17 protein-coding genes are annotated in these 17,801 nt (G+C 41.0%); 8 read left to right on the top strand and 9 right to left on the bottom strand.

Going from position 1 to position 17,801, the window contains the following annotated elements:
- Positions 1–93 precede the first annotated feature (93 nt).
- Complete coding sequence (locus NWP25_RS18420) at positions 94–615, top strand: orange carotenoid protein N-terminal domain-containing protein (protein ID WP_280651864.1); 522 nt, start codon at positions 94–96, stop codon at positions 613–615.
- A 186-nt stretch (positions 616–801) separates the two neighbouring features.
- Entirely contained in the window at positions 802–1,251 is a 450-nt protein-coding gene (locus tag NWP25_RS18415) for a ketosteroid isomerase family protein (RefSeq protein ID WP_280651863.1), read from the top strand.
- A 24-nt stretch (positions 1,252–1,275) separates the two neighbouring features.
- Here the strand turns inward: NWP25_RS18415 and NWP25_RS18410 are convergent, their stop codons facing one another.
- Together NWP25_RS18410 and NWP25_RS18405 are read right to left on the bottom strand one after the other, a co-directional pair.
- On the bottom strand, positions 1,276–1,716 hold the full coding sequence (locus NWP25_RS18410) for a hypothetical protein (protein ID WP_280651903.1): 441 nt from the start codon (positions 1,714–1,716) through the stop codon (positions 1,276–1,278).
- Positions 1,717–1,967: 251 nt separating this feature from the next.
- Positions 1,968–2,690, bottom strand: a complete 723-nt coding sequence (locus NWP25_RS18405; RefSeq protein WP_280651862.1) for a response regulator — start codon at positions 2,688–2,690, stop codon at positions 1,968–1,970.
- A gap of 592 nt (positions 2,691–3,282) precedes the next feature.
- Between NWP25_RS18405 and NWP25_RS18400 the strand changes: the two genes are divergently transcribed.
- Entirely contained in the window at positions 3,283–4,041 is a 759-nt protein-coding gene (locus tag NWP25_RS18400; RefSeq protein ID WP_280651861.1) for a WecB/TagA/CpsF family glycosyltransferase, read from the top strand.
- Between the two features lie 115 nt (positions 4,042–4,156).
- Here the strand turns inward: NWP25_RS18400 and NWP25_RS18395 are convergent, their stop codons facing one another.
- The gene (locus NWP25_RS18395) at positions 4,157–4,927 is read right to left on the bottom strand and encodes an armadillo-type fold-containing protein (RefSeq protein ID WP_280651860.1); all 771 of its coding nucleotides are present in this window, start codon (positions 4,925–4,927) and stop codon (positions 4,157–4,159) included.
- Between the two features lie 205 nt (positions 4,928–5,132).
- Here NWP25_RS18395 and NWP25_RS18390 point away from each other — a divergent pair, with 205 nt between their 5' ends.
- Positions 5,133–6,029, top strand: a complete 897-nt coding sequence (locus tag NWP25_RS18390; RefSeq protein WP_280651859.1) for an alpha/beta fold hydrolase — start codon at positions 5,133–5,135, stop codon at positions 6,027–6,029.
- A gap of 156 nt (positions 6,030–6,185) precedes the next feature.
- On the opposite strand, the gene NWP25_RS18385 is transcribed toward NWP25_RS18390, so the two are convergent.
- Positions 6,186–6,719 carry a DUF4330 domain-containing protein gene (locus tag NWP25_RS18385; protein ID WP_280651858.1) on the bottom strand — a complete coding sequence of 178 codons (534 nt, stop codon included), beginning with the start codon at positions 6,717–6,719 and terminating at the stop codon, positions 6,186–6,188.
- 311 nt (positions 6,720–7,030) lie between these two features.
- Between NWP25_RS18385 and NWP25_RS18380 the strand changes: the two genes are divergently transcribed.
- Positions 7,031–7,885 (top strand): M48 family metallopeptidase, encoded by an 855-nt coding sequence (locus NWP25_RS18380; protein ID WP_280651902.1) that lies wholly within the window; start codon positions 7,031–7,033, stop codon positions 7,883–7,885.
- A 19-nt stretch (positions 7,886–7,904) separates the two neighbouring features.
- On the opposite strand, the gene NWP25_RS18375 is transcribed toward NWP25_RS18380, so the two are convergent.
- A complete protein-coding gene (locus tag NWP25_RS18375; protein WP_280651857.1) occupies positions 7,905–8,663 on the bottom strand; it encodes a metallophosphoesterase family protein in 759 nt (252 codons plus the stop codon).
- Positions 8,664–8,944: 281 nt separating this feature from the next.
- Here NWP25_RS18375 and NWP25_RS18370 point away from each other — a divergent pair, with 281 nt between their 5' ends.
- Positions 8,945–9,229, top strand: coding sequence for a DUF2470 domain-containing protein (locus tag NWP25_RS18370; protein ID WP_280651856.1), 285 nt, complete (start codon positions 8,945–8,947; stop codon positions 9,227–9,229).
- Between the two features lie 188 nt (positions 9,230–9,417).
- Here NWP25_RS18370 and NWP25_RS18365 read toward each other — a convergent pair whose 3' ends face one another.
- Positions 9,418–10,212 (bottom strand): Tab2/Atab2 family RNA-binding protein, encoded by a 795-nt coding sequence (locus tag NWP25_RS18365; RefSeq protein WP_280651855.1) that lies wholly within the window; start codon positions 10,210–10,212, stop codon positions 9,418–9,420.
- Between the two features lie 43 nt (positions 10,213–10,255).
- Here NWP25_RS18365 and NWP25_RS18360 point away from each other — a divergent pair, with 43 nt between their 5' ends.
- Positions 10,256–12,067, top strand: a complete 1,812-nt coding sequence (locus tag NWP25_RS18360; protein WP_280651854.1) for an ABC transporter ATP-binding protein — start codon at positions 10,256–10,258, stop codon at positions 12,065–12,067.
- A gap of 280 nt (positions 12,068–12,347) precedes the next feature.
- Here the strand turns inward: NWP25_RS18360 and NWP25_RS18355 are convergent, their stop codons facing one another.
- Positions 12,348–13,112: a YebC/PmpR family DNA-binding transcriptional regulator gene (locus NWP25_RS18355; protein ID WP_280651853.1), complete on the bottom strand. Its 765-nt coding sequence runs from the start codon at positions 13,110–13,112 to the stop codon at positions 12,348–12,350.
- A 185-nt stretch (positions 13,113–13,297) separates the two neighbouring features.
- On the opposite strand from NWP25_RS18355, the gene NWP25_RS18350 reads away from it, so the two are divergent.
- Complete coding sequence (locus NWP25_RS18350) at positions 13,298–14,587, top strand: ABC transporter substrate-binding protein (RefSeq protein ID WP_280699953.1); 1,290 nt, start codon at positions 13,298–13,300, stop codon at positions 14,585–14,587.
- 156 nt (positions 14,588–14,743) lie between these two features.
- Here the strand turns inward: NWP25_RS18350 and NWP25_RS18345 are convergent, their stop codons facing one another.
- A complete protein-coding gene (locus NWP25_RS18345; RefSeq protein ID WP_280699951.1) occupies positions 14,744–16,987 on the bottom strand; it encodes a heavy metal translocating P-type ATPase in 2,244 nt (747 codons plus the stop codon).
- A 151-nt stretch (positions 16,988–17,138) separates the two neighbouring features.
- Positions 17,139–17,528 (bottom strand): pentapeptide repeat-containing protein, encoded by a 390-nt coding sequence (locus NWP25_RS18340; protein WP_280699949.1) that lies wholly within the window; start codon positions 17,526–17,528, stop codon positions 17,139–17,141.
- Between the last annotated feature and the right edge of the window lie 273 nt (positions 17,529–17,801).

Below are 17,801 nucleotides of genomic sequence, written 5' to 3'. Positions count from 1 at the left end.
GCAGTATGTGAGTTGAGGGGTAAAAAAACTTTGGGTAATGCACACCTCTCACTGGTGACATAAGTATTTCAATTAATCAACTGTGGCGAAATCATGACTTTCACTTCTGATTCCTCTTCAGCCGACCTATCTGAGAGTTTGAATTATGGTACTCAGCTTCGTGATGCTGTTAACTCTACCACAGGTGTCTTTCAAAGCCTGGGTGCGGATGACCAGCTAGCAGTACTATGGTATGCCTATACAGAAATGGGGTGTGCCATTACGCCGGCAGCCACAGGAGCGGCTCGTTTACAGTTGGCCGAAGGGCTGCTGAATCAAATCAAGCACATGTCTCATGCAGATCAGTTAAATGTGATGCGTGAGTTAGTTTATAGGAAAAATACTCAAATTTGCCGTTCCTATGGTACTCTGAGCTACAGTACAAAGTTGGCTTTTTGGTACGAATTATCAGAATTGATGGTAAAACGCCTGATTGTACCGATGCCAGTGGGGTATCAACTTTCTCGTGATGGTTTAGAGGTACTTGAAGCTATTAAGGCGCTAGATTTTGGTGAACAAATCTCTGTTCTTCGCAAGGTGGTAGCTGATATGGGCGTTGACCCCTTAGTTGACTAAATGAAATGCGAATATACTTGTGTCTCTTACCAGTGGTTTGATGACAGTTTTTATAGTTATTGAGAATGGTGCAACATATTCAGCGTAAAGATTCATTGCTCTTTTAGCAATTTATTTCCATAGTATATTTTTGCTGTTGGCTTTTATTTTTAAATTAAGTTGAGTTAGGGTAATCAAAGTAAATATATGACAGCTGCTAAATGTAGAGAAGCAACTCAGACAAATGTTGCCCTTAGAGCAAAAGAAGAATTTAAAATTGAGGGAATCTTGGAACCGATTATCCTGGGTTATTTTGAAACTCTCAACGCTCGACAATTTCAGGAAACTGCAGCCTTATTTGCTGATGATGGGGTGATGTATCCGCCTTTTGAATCTGCTATTGTGGGACGAGAGGCAATCTTTACCTATTTGCAACAAGAAGCTGAAAATATTCAAGCCTGTCCCCGTGAGGGAATCGTCCAAAATGTAGAAAATGACCAAATTCAATTTCAGGTAACAGGTAAGGTACAAACTTCTTGGTGTAGGGTCAATGTAACCTGGCTGTTTATTGTCAATGTACAACGGCAAATCATTGGTGCTAAAATCAAACTTCTAGCTTCTCCCCAAGAGTTAATTGCTCTACGCCAGCAAGATTAGCCGAAATTTTGATTTTGATGATGCTTATTTTTTGATCACAGATGTTTGCTGCAAGGAGCGCAGTAATAATTTCCGACCCAAATCAATATCTGATGGCGCACATTGCCATTCTGGGTGTGCCGTCATTAATAAACTATCTAAAGTTTCTTGATCAAATAGATGCCAAACTAAAGCATTATTAATCTCAGCTTCCACAGCATAACAATTAGGACTTAGACAGTGAATTGTACAACCACTGGCAATTCTATTCACAGTCATCTGTTCCCCAGGCTGCAAAGAGCGAAATTCGCGGATGGCCTGCTTTAATTCACTCATGGAGGAAACTATTAACCCTGGTATAGCTATTGTTGTATTTTTTTCTCCATTGAGTGCAATCCAGTAGTGACGACTAGGATCGATACCCTCCAGCCAAGGTGATTCATCATCAAGGCGATAACGTGGGGACAAACAAAATAAAGCTTCCATAGATTTAGCCATTAATTTAGTTTAGTTTGGACGGTTTTATACCCCCTTGACAATCCTGGAGGTTGTTAGGACTATACCTTTATTTTTTTCGCTGAGATAAAATCTAGTGGCTGGACTTGCTGTATCTAGTATTTAATAACTACCACTAATAAATCAAATAAAATTAGCAAAAGTTATTAACTAATTTACATTTTTTAACTAAACATGGGGAACCCTGACTCTTCCATAGCATAGGGAGGATGTCAATAAATTCACTCTACCAGTCCAGAACGCAAGGCGCGTACTGCTGCTTGGGTGCGATGATCAGCACATAGCTTATTCAAAATATTTCTGACGTGTGTTTTTACAGTGCCAACAGTGATGTAGAGTCGTTCGGCAATAAGTGCATTATTACAACCTTCAACGATTAACTGTAATACTTCTAACTCTCTTTCTGTAAGAGTGTAAGGGTCAATATTTTCTTGATGTTCAGATTCTGGGCTGGAAATAATAATATTTTTATCATCTTTATTCAGTGCTTTCTCTTGTAATGGGCGATTTTCTTGGGCTTGTTGTAACACAATCCGTGCGATGGCTGGATCAATCCAAGCGTTGCCATTGTAAGTTACGTGTACAGCTTCCAGTAAACTATCAAACTTGATGTCCTTCATACAATAAGAGTCTGCTCCAGCTGCAAAAGCTGCTAGCACGGATTTTTTGTGGTCCTGTAGCGTTAAAATTAGCACTTTTGTTGGTGAATCGTCTTCATTGGTGAGGGCTTTCAATTCCTTTGTCAATTCAATTCCATCCTTGTCTGGTAAACCAATATCGACAATTGCAATGTCTGGTTGTAGTTTTTTCAACATTCTTAAACCTGTGGTTCCATTAGCAGCTTCTCCTACAACTTCAATTTCTTTTTTTTGTAGTAAAGCCGTCCGGATACCTAGACGGGTCAGGTCATGATCTTCAATCAGAGCAATACGAATCTTACTCATAGTCAAATTCCGTACGTTACATTACTTTAACTTGAAAATGAGTTTCCTGGGTGTCTGAGAGGATGTTTTAAAGGTCTGGGTTCATGTATGAAAAATATCAAGCTAGGGAGGAGCTTGATAACTAAGCAGAGAAAATCAAATCAAATTCACCCTTGAAAAGGATTTAGGAGGGTCTCGATAGGAGTTTATTTTGACCAACATTTCTTGGCTATGAAACCCGAAAAACCTGACAAGTTGGATTATGAAATACTTGAATTATGACGCTTCCTGTTTTCTGCTGGCTATTGACTAGCTACATCTTTCATAACATCGCTCTTAGGCAGATTGTGTTGGAATGACCTATCCATATATTTCTCAACATTTACAGAGTAATCACTCAAATTTTTTCTCATTCTGATTACTTGGTAATTAATTCTCAATACCAGCATGTTTTTAGCAATAAGATGAAGGCATGTAGTCTATTAAATCATTTCAAGTCAGTAATTTTTCTATTGGTTTATAGATAATGAAATAATTGTTTTTTATTAAATGAAAAAATTTGATAAACTAGCGGTCAAGATCATCTGGTGAAAGTTAAATTAAAGATTAGGCTATGTTTAAACCGCCTCAAATTTTTTCAGTAATGGGAATACCAGTTCATATAATGAGCAACTATCCAGGCTGGTTGCTGGAATGCCTGGAACAAAGAAGAGGTGCTCATGTAGTTACGCTGAATACAGAAATGACTATGCAAGCCCAACGAAATCCAACCCTTGCTCAGGTAATTCAAAATGCGGAGCTAGTCATTCCAGATGGTTCAGGGGTAGTTCTTTATTTGCGATGGTTGTTCTGGCAAAAAGTGAAGCGTTGTCCGGGAATTGAATTAGCAGAAAGTCTATTACAAGAACTGGGACAACAGCAAACAGATACAAAACTTTTTTTCTATGGAAGCACAAGTAAAGTAATTACAAAAGCCACAGAGTTTTGGCTACAGGAAATTCCCAGCTTAAATATAGTAGGTACTCATTGTGGGTATCATAGCGTCGAAGAAGAAGAGGAATTAAAACAAACACTTATTCAATTACAGCCGGAATTAATCTTAGTTGGTTTGGGAGTACCACGTCAAGAAATATGGATTACCCAAAACCGTCATTTATGCCCCCAAGCAATTTGGATGGGTGTTGGTGGGAGCTTTGATATTTGGTCAGGAATAAAAACTCGCGCTCCTGCTTGGTTGGCAAACAACAACTTGGAATGGCTGTATCGACTTTATCAAGAACCTTGGCGTTGGCGACGGATGTTGACTTTACCGGAATTTGTTATCAAAGCTTTTATGGAAAAATTCCTTAAGAGTAAAACTCAGACACTTTAGTGTACATAGATAATCCACACCCACAGTTTTGACAGCAGTTATGTAATTACTTATCGTTTTAGAATCCCCTGTGATTTTATCCAGGGGAGAAGTCAATGGTTACTTAAATACCCAGTCAAGACGAAGAAATATTAACCTTCAACTTGCTAGATAGAGGAATTAAAGTTTTAACTTGGCTCAATGGTAGAGATCGTAAGCTATCTAAGTTTTGTAAACTATCTAAAAGGACATCTCTGATCACTTTTTCCTGCTCTTGACTAAGTAACAGTCGTAAGGATTGAACAATTTCTTGTTGCACCTTTCCATCAATTCGCTGACTGGTGATAATTTTAGTTAATTTTCTGACGGCAATCAAACGCTTCAAGGGGTCTTGTTCTGTTAAATTGACTAACAACTGATCAAGTTTATTTTGCTCTTGGTTTCCGTAAGATTTGAGGATTTGCCACATTAATAAAATTAAAGTTAATAACGTTCCTAAGCCTTGAACGATGGCACCAGCAGCAATCCAAGAACTTTTAGAATCAACCCAGATGGCAGATGCCATGTATGTACTAACAGTGGCAATGCCCCCACTACTTACCGCTAAGGCAAAACGGGAATTAGTAGTATTTAAGAACCTCCATATCTGGGATAAGTACAGTTGCCAGTTCCATTTTGGCATTGAGTAAACTAATAACATGACCCCAACCCCAACCAGAAGTGCCAATAGCAGTTTCCAGTTCCATAACAGCATCGCCACAATGACAGTTAAAAAGGCTAAAATGCCCCCCGGTCCAGATAAAGGCTTAAAAGTTCGTTGCTTTCGGCTTACTGTCTTGAACTCTAAAAGCCACCAGTGGAGAACCCGGTTGATCAGTTGCTGCCAAGGAAATGAAGCCTGTGACACAGTGTTTACCTACTTAATTACAATGATGTCTAATGATAAGAATAACTGGGCTGGGGGTAGAAAAAGCGATTTTATCCATTAAATCTGACAAAGGCTAGAGGTGCTGAATTATTTCACCGATAATAATTATGGGGAGTATAACTGCTTTTGGGTAAACCAAGGATGTTTCAGATTCAGTAACTATTAAGAAATTTAATAAATACTTATGTTTCAGCCACAAGGATTTGAGCAACGCTCCATAAATACCTCACTAGGTAAGATGGTTTATTATACTGCTACTGGTTCACCTTGGCAGGATAATTTGACGGCAAAAGACCACAGGGAAACTTTGGTATTCCTCCACGGCTTCGGAGGCGGGTCTTCTGCCTATGAGTGGTCGAAAGTTTATCCGGCTTTTGCTGGGGAATATCGCATTTTGGCACCAGATTTAATTGGTTGGGGTAGGTCTGACCATCCGGTTCGGAACTACATGATTGATGATTATTTGACGACGATTCGGGAGTTTTGCCAACAAACTTGTACAACGCCTGTGAAAGTGATTGCTTCTTCCCTGACTGCGGCTTTGACCATTCGAGTTGCCATCGCCCATCCCGAGTTATTTCAGTCTTTGATTCTCGTCACACCATCGGGACTATCTGATTTTGGTCAAGACTACTCTCGCAGCCTTTTTGCTCAGATAGTTAGCGTTCCTATTATTGATCGTGTGCTTTATAGCACTGGAATTGCTACAAGTGGCGGTATTCGCAATTTCTTAGAACAACGGCAATTTGCACAATCTAATCGCATATACGAGGAAATTGTCGAGGCTTATCTGCAATCTGCCCAGCAACCGAATGCTGAATATGCAGCTTTGTCTTTTGTGCGTGGGGACTTATGTTTTGATTTGTCTTTATACATTCAACAGTTGCAAACTCCTACTGGGATGATTTGGGGAGAAAAATCAGAATTTACTGGTCCCGAACTTGGTCGTCGTCTTGCAGGCAAGAATCCTCAAGCTATCCGAGTGTTTCAAGAATTAGAAAATGTGGGATTAACACCTCACTTGGAACTACCTGCTGTTACTGTTGGTTTAATTCGGCAATTTTTACTGATGCTCAATTAGTTATAAGTAATTTACCGAAGATGGTATCACTGAGGTAAAACGCTCTCTACCTTAATAATTGCCGAACAAAATAAACCCATCAACCACAAGGTGATGGGAATAGCTGTCAGCCAAAAATTTAGAAATGTTATGGGAATGTTAAATGAATGTTAAATGTTAGTTTTCCTTTATTCTGATATCGATAACACTAGAATTGAAGTTATAGTTAAAACCTTCCAGTTCAAAGGTTGTACCAATTTTTATTTTGCTATTACCTAGAACTGGCCCACTGTCAGTAACTTGCGCTTTACCTTCTAAAGTTAACAGCATATCTGTACTAAAATTATTTTTTCTGGGATCTAGTAGTTCTTTCACCGAACCATCTGGTTGGGAAACTGTTAGGGTTTTGGGTAATACTTGAATGGATTTAATTCCAATTTGACCGTAGGGTTGATTGCGGATAATCACCTTGGTTTTGCCGCCTTTGGTAAATCCTTTATCAAATAAACGTTCAGGATCACGTATGTTTAAACCACGAACTACTAAGTCTACCTCAATGGGTACGGTCTTGGTTCCGACTTGGGCAACAGAACCAGTAGTGCCAGGAAAAATAAATATACCAAATATTACTAGTAGAATTACTAGTGCCGCACCTAAGTCAAGGAGATTGATTTTGCCGAACAAGCGTCCTTTGGAATCTAAAATAGCCATATAAAATTTTCCTAGGTAAAAGCAGAATGATTGATTTTAGCAAGAGGTTCTCTTAGAGACACCGTAGGTTTTTCCAGTTGATGATTTGATATTTGTATTTATGCGAAAGTGTATCACGCCTTGGCAAGTAGGAAGTAAAAAAGGCATGTGAAAACAAGAATATTCTCTCAATTCTGAATTTTAGATATGGGAACAGGATGTGATGGTAAATCCGGAACAATAATACGGGTATAAAAATTTTTAATGATTCAATAGTGCAACTCAAAAGAATTTAGCTTCGTCACATAATTTATTCCATTAACATCATGACAATGAATTGGAAAAACTTTGTGGCCAGTCATTATACTCGAAGGCGGAGTTGGTTTTATCCGTTGATTTCGCTAGCAGTTGCTGTGTCTCTGTGCTTGAGTACACCAATGCCGGGAGACGCTTTCGATATCCGCTCTCTTTTGTTTCAGGGAATACAGGTAATTCAGATGTCTAATCTATCTGACCGCCAAGAAGTTGAGCTTGGTAGGCAGATGAATCAGGAGTTGCAAAATAGTGATATTCGATTTAGCCGTAATTCTCAAATTAATCGCTATGTAGAACAAATTGGTGAGCGCTTGGTAGCTAAGAGCGATCGCCCTAATCTTCCCTTTACCTTCCAAGTGGTTGAAGATGATGCTATCAATGCCTTTGCTACTTTGGGAGGTTTTGTGTATGTCCACACAGGGTTGCTCAAGGCCGCAAATAATGAAGCGGAACTAGCTAGTGTAATTGCCCATGAAATTGGTCACATTGGCGGTAGACACTTAGTAAAACAAATGCGGCAAAGAGCTATCGCTAATGGTATAGCTTCGGTAGCGCGTTTAGAGCGCAATGCAGCGGTGGGAATAGGTTTAGAACTAGCAGTCAACCGTCCTCGCAGTCGTCAAGATGAATTGGATGCTGATCACAGAGGATTACTAGCTCTGACAAAGGCCGGTTATGCTCCGTCTGCCATGATTTCCTTGATGGAAAAGCTGATGCGAAACGGCGGCTACATGCCGACAATATTGAGTACGCACCCTGGTACAGGCGATCGCATTAATGCGCTGCAAAGTTCTATTAATTCTGAATTTAGCAATCAGGGTGGCGGATTGGATAGTGCTGCTTATCGGGCTTCTATCCGCAGCATACTTTAAATTCAATGTCAATAATAATTCATGCTCGTTGCTTATGGCGGCGAGCAGCTATTTTTGAGGGATCAATCATGACCACCCCTTCTGCTAAGGGCAAGGTTTGGAGACAATCATTAAACATATTGACTTGATAAATCAAGTTATTTGTAATATCCAATGCAGTTAACCAGCCACTGCGCGGATGATAGGCACCAGTATCTATATCTAACCATCCCCGCCCCTGTGCGAGCTGGCCGGGGGAAACCCCAGGGAAGGTAAAGGTGATGGTATGACCAATGATCATCAGCTTATCAATAAAGTATGGTTGCTGAATACTGTGAAATTCATGACGTATCCAGCAAAATTGCTCAGCAGTTTGTTGTGCCAGAGGTAGGTAAGGGTCAACGCCAGCATGAGTCAACCAAACATGGCCCAAATCCAGATAAGTAGGCAAAGTTCTCAGCCAATCCAAATGTTCTTTAGGAACATGAGCATTTTTGTAACTGGCTATAGTGGCTTGTCCCCCACCATACAACCATGCTTGCATTGCTTGTGTGGAAATGTTATCACCGCTCAAAATGCTTAATAACATCTGCTCATGGTTTCCCAGTAGACAGGGATAATTATTGTTCTTGACAAAATCAATCACTTGTGAGCTTTTAGGTCCACGATCAATTAAGTCTCCCAGAAAATAAACTTGATCGTCTGATGCAGGGGCGATCAAGTCCATCAGTCTCATCAAACCTTCGTAGTGTCCATGCACATCGCCAATTATAATTTGACGTTGGCTAGTTTCCCTCATCGGCTTTTAGCTCAAATAGTTTGGTTCAATAGTTTGGCTACAGTTTGATATATTTGCTTTCCGCAAATTTTGATACAAAACTCCAAGTAAGTTATACTTTTATCATAGTTTAGTTATATTTTGTCAAATTAAATTCACTATAAAGGATGTAAGGTGCAATTAGCTAACTAAAGTAATGCAATGATGATCAAGCCCCAGTGTGCTGCTTCCCATGGTGCAAATTTAGAACAAATTAGCTTAAAATTTAGGAAGTCACTATATTACTAAATCCCTAAAACACCATGTCTGAGGAATTTTCTCCTGAAGTTAGCTCTCGCATTTGCCAACACATGAACGAGGATCATGCTAATGCTGTAGTTCTTTATGCCCAGGCTTTTGCAGGTGTGACAGATGCCACAAGGGCAGAAATGCTCTCTATTGATTCTCAAGGAATGAATTTGACTGCATGGGTAAATGAACAAACCGTGCCAGTTCGCATTGAGTTTGATCATGTTTTGGTAGATGCGGAAGATGCTCACCACACTCTGATCGCAATGGTGAAGCAAGGGAGAGTTCAGTTAAAATAGCAAGTTAAAATAAGAGTTGGATTACTTTGGCTCATATTGTAAAGATTAAATTGTTAAGTAAAGAAATGTACTATTTCTGTGATAATACGCAATTAAAAAACTGGTTTTTTACCTAGAAGCTACACCGTATTTACATAGTCTTTTACATGGGTTAACTACAGAAAAGCGAAGGACTGTAACTATAAACGTCAATTTTCTGCTGTTAATAACCAAAAGCCGGTATAAGTCATCCCAGAATCATCGGGTTGAACTAACAAAAAGTGTAATCCTCGGCTTTGCTGTTGGCGGTGTTCATAAACCTTCCCAGCAGCAGCAACATCTGGATCTGTGAATGTCGCCACAATCCACCTATCTACTAAAGCAGCTTCTAAAACCAAACCATTAGGATCCCCTGGTATGTAGTTTAACGCCACTGGATGTGCTGCTGCTAACCACCTTGCCAAGGGCATGGACTGTCTTCCACCATAGATGATTACACCAGGAATGGGAACTGTGGATGCTAAACCCAAATTGATGGGGTGTAAAAATTCTGGTGCGGAAAAAATAGGTATAGGAAGTTCTGCAAACACATCCACTAGTTCTCCAGATGGAAGTGTAGCAAAGCGCCACTGTTCTCCCCACAGGTTTTCTGGTAATGGTGTTGGGGGTGGTTGATCTAGTGCTAGGGGATATTGCTTTTCTGCTAACCACTGTTTCAAAGCTGGGGTGTGGCGGGTGGGTGCGACTTGAATGTTTAAGTTGTTGCCAGCTGCTTGAATTAAACTCAAAGACTGGGGACGAAATACCTGAATGACATCTGGTAATTTGTCACCAGATGCAAGTTTAATTTGACTAGCAAGCCAATGGGAGCTTGCTGCTGACTGGTGACAGGTAGCTGTGTATTCAAAACTACGAGTTGGGTTACAAATCAACAATTCCCATAAAACTTGTCCAGATGTTTCTTGCACCGGACTACGATAAAAGTCAACTTGCCAAATTTTCATATTTTTATATTTTTATAGGAATGCAAGATAAAAATAAGTAAAAATGAAAAAAAGACTAAAAACCTTGCGCCAGTCACTGGCTGTTTTTCGATATGGCGGACGGGCCATTAGCTTAGTGTGGAATACTAGCCATGTTTTGACTATTATCCTTGCTAGTCTAACTTTAGTTGCGGGTCTTTTACCAGCTGCCCTCGCCTTCATTAGTAAGTTAATTGTGGATGCAGTGGTTTCTGCTTCTTCCGTTGGGGAGGGAAGTATTTTCCAACCTTTATTGTATGTAGGGTTGGAAGCGATAATCATTGCTCTTTTCGCAGGTAGTCAACGCGGTATCTCTATTTGTCAGTCATTATTACGGGTGCTACTAGGACAAAAAGTAAATTTACTAATATTAGAAAAAGCGCTGACACTAGATTTACGCCATTTTGAAGATTCAGAATTTTACGATAAACTGACTAACGCCCGGCGAGAAGCTTCAGTCCGTCCCCTTTCTTTAGTGACCCGCACTTTTGGCTTGGTACAAAATGCCCTTTCTTTGGTTACTTACGGCATTTTATTGGTACACCTCTCAGTTTGGGCAGTGGTAATACTAATTTTAGCAGCTATGCCCGCCTTTATTGCGGAAACCAAGTTTGCTGGAGAAGCTTTTCGTTTATTAAGTTGGCGCGCGCCAGAAGCCCGCCAACAGCACTACATAGAAAGTTTATTGGCCAGAGAAGATTATGCGACAGAAGTCAAGCTTTACCAACTAGGGGAAACCCTGCTGGAACGTTACCGCAATTTGTTTAATCAACTCTATGGGGAAGACCGAGACTTAACTTTGCGGCGGGGTTTGTGGGGATATTTCCTGAGTTTAGGGAGTACGGCTGCTTTTTATTTAGCTTACGCTTGGATTGTTATCGAAACAGTCATGGCTAAAATTTCTTTGGGAGACATGACCATGTATCTCACTGTGTTTCGCCAAGGACAGTCTACTTTCTCTAATGCCCTGACTTCAATTGGAGGAATGTATGAAGATAATTTATACTTGTCTAATCTTTACGATTTTTTGGAAGAAGAAGTGCCAAGGTCTTGGGGTCATGGGACTAGAGGCATAAATCCCCAAGATGGTATCCGCTTTGAGAAGGTATCATTTACTTATCCGGGAAGTTGCCAACCTGCATTAACAGATATTTCACTGCATTTAAAACCCGGAGAAAAACTGGCAATTGTGGGTGAAAACGGTTCGGGTAAAACGACGTTAATTAAATTACTCACTCGACTATATACCCCGGAATGCGGGCGTATTTATTTAGATGGCTTAGACTTGGAAGAATGGAATGTAGATGTATTACGTCAACGCATTGGCGTAATTTTTCAAAACTTTGTGCGTTACCAATTCACTGTGGGAGAGAATATCGGTGTAGGTGATGTAGAACATTTAGAAGACAAATATCGCTGGGAAATGGCGGCGGAAAAAGGGATGGCGCAATTGTTTATTGAGAAATTACCCCAAAGGTTCCAAACTCAACTGGGGCGTTGGTTCAATCAGGGACAGGAACTTTCTGGGGGACAGTGGCAAAAAATTGCTTTAGCCCGGGCATTTATGAGAACAAAGGCAGATATTTTAGTGTTGGATGAACCAACATCAGCAATGGATGCCCAAGCGGAGTTTGATATATTTAATCATTTTCGTACCCTGACTCAAAATCAGATGGTGTTTTTAATTTCTCACCGCTTTTCGACGGTGAGAATGGCTGACAAAATCCTAGTTATGGCAGAAGGTAGGGTTGTGGAACAGGGAACCCATGAAGAATTGTTGCAGAGTGGGGGGCGTTACGCTAAATTATTTGATTTGCAAGCTGCGGGATATAGGTAATTTATAGTTTATAATTCGTCACAAGATATCAATATCTTACAGCTGGTGTTTGATTGGTAGTAGCAGTTTGACATACTCACTTGGTGGGGAAGTAGAGACGCTCCGCCGGAACGTCTCTAGTTGGTCTATGTCCGTGTCCGTTTAAAGTCGGGATGGGGCATTGCGACTGCTTTTAAGCAATAGCATATTTAACTTTGTCCTAAAAGGAAGTTGCTCTATATCCCATTATTTTTGGTCAAAAAATTATTTTACATTCTTTCTCGCAGTCTTCTGTGGTTTGTTATTTCTCCAGGATGATTGAATCTAAAAGACTTTCCGGGATTTCAAAATTAGCAGTTACATTCTGCACATCATCTAAGGCTTCTAGGGTATCAATTAACTTGAGGAGGAATCGAGCTTGCTCAGGATCAGTAACCTCTACATGATTGCTGGGTATCCAACGTAATTCAATATCATTCACCTGAAAACCTCTATCCTTAAGGATCTGACTGAGAATTTCTAAATTTGTCACCTCAGTAAACACCTCGGCTTTCTCATCTTCGATCATTTCATAAAATTCAGCCCCACCTTCAAGAGATGCTTCCAAGAGTTGGTCTTCATCCTTCACTCCTTGAACAACAGACACACCTTTTTGGTGAAACATCCAGCTAACGCAACCTGTTTCACCCAGATTCCCACCTCTTTTGCTAAAGGCACCACGCAGGTCAGCCGCCGTGCGATTGCGATTATCTGTCAGGGCTTCAATTAAAATTGCCACACCACCGGGTCCATAACCTTCGTAGCGAATAGCTTCAAAATTAGCAGCATCTCCTGCAAAAGTTCCCGCGCCTTTTGCGATGGCCCGTTCAATATTATCATTGGGTATGTCGGCAGCTTTAGCCTTATCAATGGCTGTACGTAGCTGAAAATTACTATTTGGGTCTGGCACACCGCTTCTTGCTGCAACAATAATTGCCCTAGATAATTGGGCAAAGGTCTTGCCCTTTTTGGCATCTACTACGGCCTTCTGGCGCTTAATATTTGCCCATTTACTGTGTCCTGCCATAATCTAAAAACATTAACGCTTGCTTAAAAGTTTAGGATATACATAGGTTTTGCCAATATGCAAAGGAAAGCCTATTGAATTGTGTAAGTTCATTACTGAAAATTACTTCAATTGTGCGATACCTTATGAGACGTTATGCACGGCTTTTTTTTGTACCCCATAAATCAAGGAGAAAAAGAAAGAATGTGCAGTACTACTTGAAAAATTTACTGCTGTTATTGGTGGTCTGCATACTGGTTTTAGGCGGCTGCCAAGCTATGCGGATAGGAGAAACAGGTGTAATTCATCTGACTTTATGGCAGGGTGTAAATCCACCGACAAATCGGGATGTTTTGCAAAAGCTTGTCGATAAGTTTAATCACACTCATGGGAATATTCATGTTGACTCTCTTTATGTTGGACAACAAGATCAGCAAATGCCAAAAATTTTAGCCGCCGTGGTTGGGAATGCCCCGCCGGATTTACTATGGTACAACCCCACTATTGCTGGTCAGTTAGTTGAACTGCAAGCTTTAATTCCTTTAGATGAAAAACTAAACAATTCTCCGGTGAAAGCTGAAATTGACCCGGCTTTGTTTGAATCTATGGAATATCAAGGCACAATTTGGTCAGTACCATTTGCTACAAATAATGTAGCTGTATATTATCGTCCGAGTTTGTTCAAAGCTGCGGGAATTAGAGAATTACCGCGGACTTGGGAAGAGTTTCGGCAAGTTGCGAGGGAATTAACTCGTGACACCGACGGTGATGGCCGCGTAGATCAATATGGAATGTTTTTGCCTTTAGGAAAGGGAGAATTTACTGTTTTCACCTGGCTACCATTTATGTGGAGTAGCGGCGGTGAATTGGTCAATGGGGGAGCAGAAAATGCTGCCAACGTGGTGTTGCAAGATAATTCAGCAGCCATCGCCGCTTTACAATTTTGGCGTAATCTTGTTAACGATGGTTCGGCTCTTTTATCCAGCCCAGAAAGAGGCTATGAGACAGGTAATTTGATTGCTGGTAAAGTAGCAATGCAGGTGACTGGCCCTTGGAGTTTGGGGGAATTTACTGAAAGTGGAGTAGATTTTGCCGTTTTTCCCATTCCCATTAATAAACAGCCTGCTACGAGTGTCGGCGGTGAGAATTTATTTTTGTTCAAAACTACACCAGAACGTGAAAAAGCAGCTTTCACTTTTGCTGAATATGCTATGAGTGAAGAGTTTCAGACGGAATTAGCTTTAGGAACTGGCTATTTACCTATCAATTTGAAGGCTCGCCAAAATCTACAATATCAGGCATTTGTCAAGCAATTGCCGGCTGTGCAAGTATTTTTAGACCAGGCTAAATACGGGCGATGGCGTCCCATCTTTCCAGGTTATAATCGCGTTTCAGATAGTTTAGGTCGGGCAATTGAATCGGTGTTACTCGGTCAAAACTCTCCAGCAAAGGCATTAGAAAACACCCAAAAGCGATTAGATTTAATTTTTCAGTGATCTGGGGAAAATATCTAATATGTCCGCTATGCCCGCAGGGAGTGGAACGCGGCAATTGCGAGGATTGTGGCATTGCTTTACTTTGTTAGCAATGATAAATATCGATTTTAACAACATGGGTGTAAGTCCCCACTTATTAACTGGGCAATAACCATTCTATGTCCCAAGAATATCAAGCGCCCTTTGGTTGGTGAGTGGGATAGATGATATTCCTTGCGGCCTGGGGGGATCTTGGTGCATGAGGGGACGTAAACCATTTAACCCAGCTGCAATTGCTGAACCGTTATGGATAATTGTCGCGGCCAGGGGATGGAGTCCTGTGGTTGTGGTTAGTCCCAAAGCTGCTAAGTTGGGGATTATGGCTAAACCGATATTTTGTTTAATTATTGCTTCGGTTTGCCGGGCAATGGCTATTGCTTCTAAAAAACTAGTCAGGTTATCATCTATGAGGATAACATCGGCTGTTTCTCTGGCTACTTCAGAACCTCCGCCAAAGGAAATAGCAACGTCGGCATAGGCTAGGGCAATGGAATCATTTAAGCCGTCGCCGGTGAAGGCGACTGTTTTACCTGAGGTGTGTATTTTTTGGATGATTTGTGCTTTTTGTTGTGGAAATGCCTCGGCATGAACTTGACACAGGGGGATATTCAGTTCTTGGGCAACGGCTATGGCCCTGTGCTGATTATCGCCTGTGAGCAGATGTATTTCCATACCGTATTTGGTTTGCAGTTGCTCAACTACGGCTGTACTTTCTGGACGCAGAAGGTCTCTATAATAAATAATTCCTTGCAACTCCTGATTTACGCTTACATACAGCAAAGAATCATGGGCAGAAATGCGACAGTTGACATCATGGGGAGGATGATGAAGACAGTCTAAGGTAATCCCACACTGACGCAAAAAGCGATCGCTGCCTACTATAACTTGCTGACCGTCAATTTCGGCTCGTACGCCCAAACCAATTTCATAGACAAATTCCCGGCGGGGTAAGATTTCAATTCCCTGTTTTTGGGCATGGCGGACTAGGGCTTCGGCTGCTGGGTGAGTCAGGCGTTGTTCCGCGGCGGCGGCTAGTGTTAGCAGTCTTTGAGTAGTGATTCTTTCCCCTATGGTTTGCATTTCCACAATTTCAATATCACCTTTGGTTAAAGTGCCTGTTTTGTCAAACACCAAGGTGTCTACCTGTGCCAATTTTTCTAAGGCGCGACCACTGCGAATGAGAACTCCATGTCTGGAGGCGTGGTGCAAGGCTGCTAAGAAAGTTGTTGGTAGTGAAACGCGAATACCAGTCACAAAATCGAGGGTGAGAATAGATGCTGCTCTGGATGGGTCGCGGGTTGTGGCTAAAACTAATCCAGAAAAAATTAGGGCTGGTAAGATTGTTTTGTCGGCGATGGTTGCGGCATAGTTACCCATGCGTGTGTCATGGACAGGGGCTTGTTTGACTAATTCTATACTTGCTCCTGCGCGAGTGTCTGGGCCTACTCCCTCGGTTTGGATGTAAATTTCTCCTTCTCGCACCAGGGTAGAAGCATAAACCATTTGTCCGGGTTGACGTAAAACTGGTATGGATTCGCCGGTGAGCTTTTGCTGGTCGATTAAGGCTGTTCCTTTGAGGATTTGTCCATCAACAGAAATTTGTTCACCCGGATAGGCAATCACTATGTCTTTTGGTTGGATTTGTGTGGCTCTTATGCGTTTTTTTTGCCCATCTGGTTGTTGTACCCAAGCGTAATGTCCCAAGGAATTCAATAAGTCTGCGGCTTGATTTTCGGTAACTCGTGCAGTGCGATCTCGCATCTGATCACCTATTTTATGCAGTGTGATGATCAAAGCGGGTGTTATAAGATTTCCTTGGGCAGAAGTTAAGGCGATGGCTATAAAATCTAGGCAATCTATATTTAATTTTCTTTGTTGAGTAATGCTGGTATAAGCACCTTGAGCAGTGGGTAAAGCTGCAAGTGCTACTGTTGCGGCAATTATTGCCCTGGGAATGGGAAGTCCCAAGGCAAGTAAAGCTAAGGCGGTGGCGAAAATGGGCAACTTCAGTCCAAAATCCTGGGTTTCTTGTATATTTTGAGTTTTAGTTTCACTTTTCCTGCTCTTTGCCTGGTGTAGCAAATCTACTACATAGGGTGGTATTAAGGGATTTTTGTTGTTAGATAATTGATATTGAATAGCTACAGAACTGCAAGAGGGATTAATACGGATTTCTGAAATGCGACTATCAGATTCTAGTAACTTTTGTAGATTTTGGGCATAATGGGGATGTTGGGCTAACATAGGTACACGAAATCTGACTCTACCGGGAATTGTATGTACTATGTGATAGTCAATTCCAGTAGTTTTTGGTTTTTCACCCACACCTTGACTAGTTTCTAAATTTGTGGCGATTTTCATTATTTCACCCCTAAATTCCTACCTAGCGGTGCTGCACTGTTGCACCAGGATTTAGACAACGGTAGAGGAGTTTCACCGCGAGGCTTTAATATTATCAAATTGTGATGAAATAGATTACCTGCCTAAGTGAGGGGTTTTCTACTCTGTGCTTCTAATTTTCTTTTATCTGTAATCCCACTAGCGCTGGATCAAAACTATCAGGAAAATGAGTACTGCGATCGCAATCTGCTTTTTCTAGTTTTGTTCCCTGGAGGTCGGCTTGACGCAAATCAGTGGAGAACAATAAGGCTCCCCGTAGGTCAGCATTTTGCAAATTAGCTTGACTGAGATTTGCAAAGCTGAGGTCACAGCCCCTCATATTAGCACCGTTGAGATTAGCTTCACTAAAATCAGCGTAGCTAAAGTCAGATCCTTTCAGGTCAACACCTTGCAAGTCAGCATTAACCAAATTAGCTCCACTAAAATTACGTTTCCCCTCTCCATACCTTTGTAAGAGAGTCGCAGCAGTGTTAATTACCTGTGGAGAATTTGTTTGAGACATAGAAGTACCTCACAGCTTGTCTTATCATTACTGTAGTTGAAAGTAATTAAAGATAGTCTGCACCACATTGGTTAACAATTTGAATCAGACAGTGAGCGAGGGTGTCAGGTGTAAACAGAACTACTGTTGATATATTCATCCACAATCATACCACGGAAAAAGTTTGTGAATCATAATACTTTATCCTCTGTCTTTTACATGGATATAACTTTGTCAACTCATCTTCCCATCAAACCCTGATAAAACTCTGACAATTTGGGAAAATAATAAACT

Origin of the sequence: Umezakia ovalisporum Ak1311, from assembly GCF_029891685.1 — a bacterium.
Taxonomy (GTDB): Bacteria; Cyanobacteriota; Cyanobacteriia; order Cyanobacteriales; family Nostocaceae; genus Umezakia; species Umezakia ovalisporum.
This window is presented reverse-complemented; position numbering and strand designations above follow the sequence as displayed.

Excerpts from the sequence above, each read along its gene's own strand:
- NWP25_RS18420 (WP_280651864.1), top strand. The coding sequence starts at position 94 with ATGACTTTCACTTCTGATTCCTCTTCAGCCGACCTATCTGAGAGTTTG.
- NWP25_RS18415 (WP_280651863.1), top strand. The coding sequence starts at position 802 with ATGACAGCTGCTAAATGTAGAGAAGCAACTCAGACAAATGTTGCCCTT.
- NWP25_RS18410 (WP_280651903.1), bottom strand. The coding sequence starts at position 1,716 with ATGGAAGCTTTATTTTGTTTGTCCCCACGTTATCGCCTTGATGATGAA.
- NWP25_RS18405 (WP_280651862.1), bottom strand. The coding sequence starts at position 2,690 with ATGAGTAAGATTCGTATTGCTCTGATTGAAGATCATGACCTGACCCGT.
- NWP25_RS18400 (WP_280651861.1), top strand. The coding sequence starts at position 3,283 with ATGTTTAAACCGCCTCAAATTTTTTCAGTAATGGGAATACCAGTTCAT.
- NWP25_RS18390 (WP_280651859.1), top strand. The coding sequence starts at position 5,133 with ATGTTTCAGCCACAAGGATTTGAGCAACGCTCCATAAATACCTCACTA.
- NWP25_RS18385 (WP_280651858.1), bottom strand. The coding sequence starts at position 6,719 with ATGGCTATTTTAGATTCCAAAGGACGCTTGTTCGGCAAAATCAATCTC.
- NWP25_RS18380 (WP_280651902.1), top strand. The coding sequence starts at position 7,031 with ATGAATTGGAAAAACTTTGTGGCCAGTCATTATACTCGAAGGCGGAGT.
- NWP25_RS18375 (WP_280651857.1), bottom strand. The coding sequence starts at position 8,663 with ATGAGGGAAACTAGCCAACGTCAAATTATAATTGGCGATGTGCATGGA.
- NWP25_RS18370 (WP_280651856.1), top strand. The coding sequence starts at position 8,945 with ATGTCTGAGGAATTTTCTCCTGAAGTTAGCTCTCGCATTTGCCAACAC.
- NWP25_RS18365 (WP_280651855.1), bottom strand. The coding sequence starts at position 10,212 with ATGAAAATTTGGCAAGTTGACTTTTATCGTAGTCCGGTGCAAGAAACA.
- NWP25_RS18360 (WP_280651854.1), top strand. The coding sequence starts at position 10,256 with ATGAAAAAAAGACTAAAAACCTTGCGCCAGTCACTGGCTGTTTTTCGA.
- NWP25_RS18355 (WP_280651853.1), bottom strand. The coding sequence starts at position 13,112 with ATGGCAGGACACAGTAAATGGGCAAATATTAAGCGCCAGAAGGCCGTA.
- NWP25_RS18345 (WP_280699951.1), bottom strand. The coding sequence starts at position 16,987 with ATGAAAATCGCCACAAATTTAGAAACTAGTCAAGGTGTGGGTGAAAAA.
- NWP25_RS18340 (WP_280699949.1), bottom strand. The coding sequence starts at position 17,528 with ATGTCTCAAACAAATTCTCCACAGGTAATTAACACTGCTGCGACTCTC.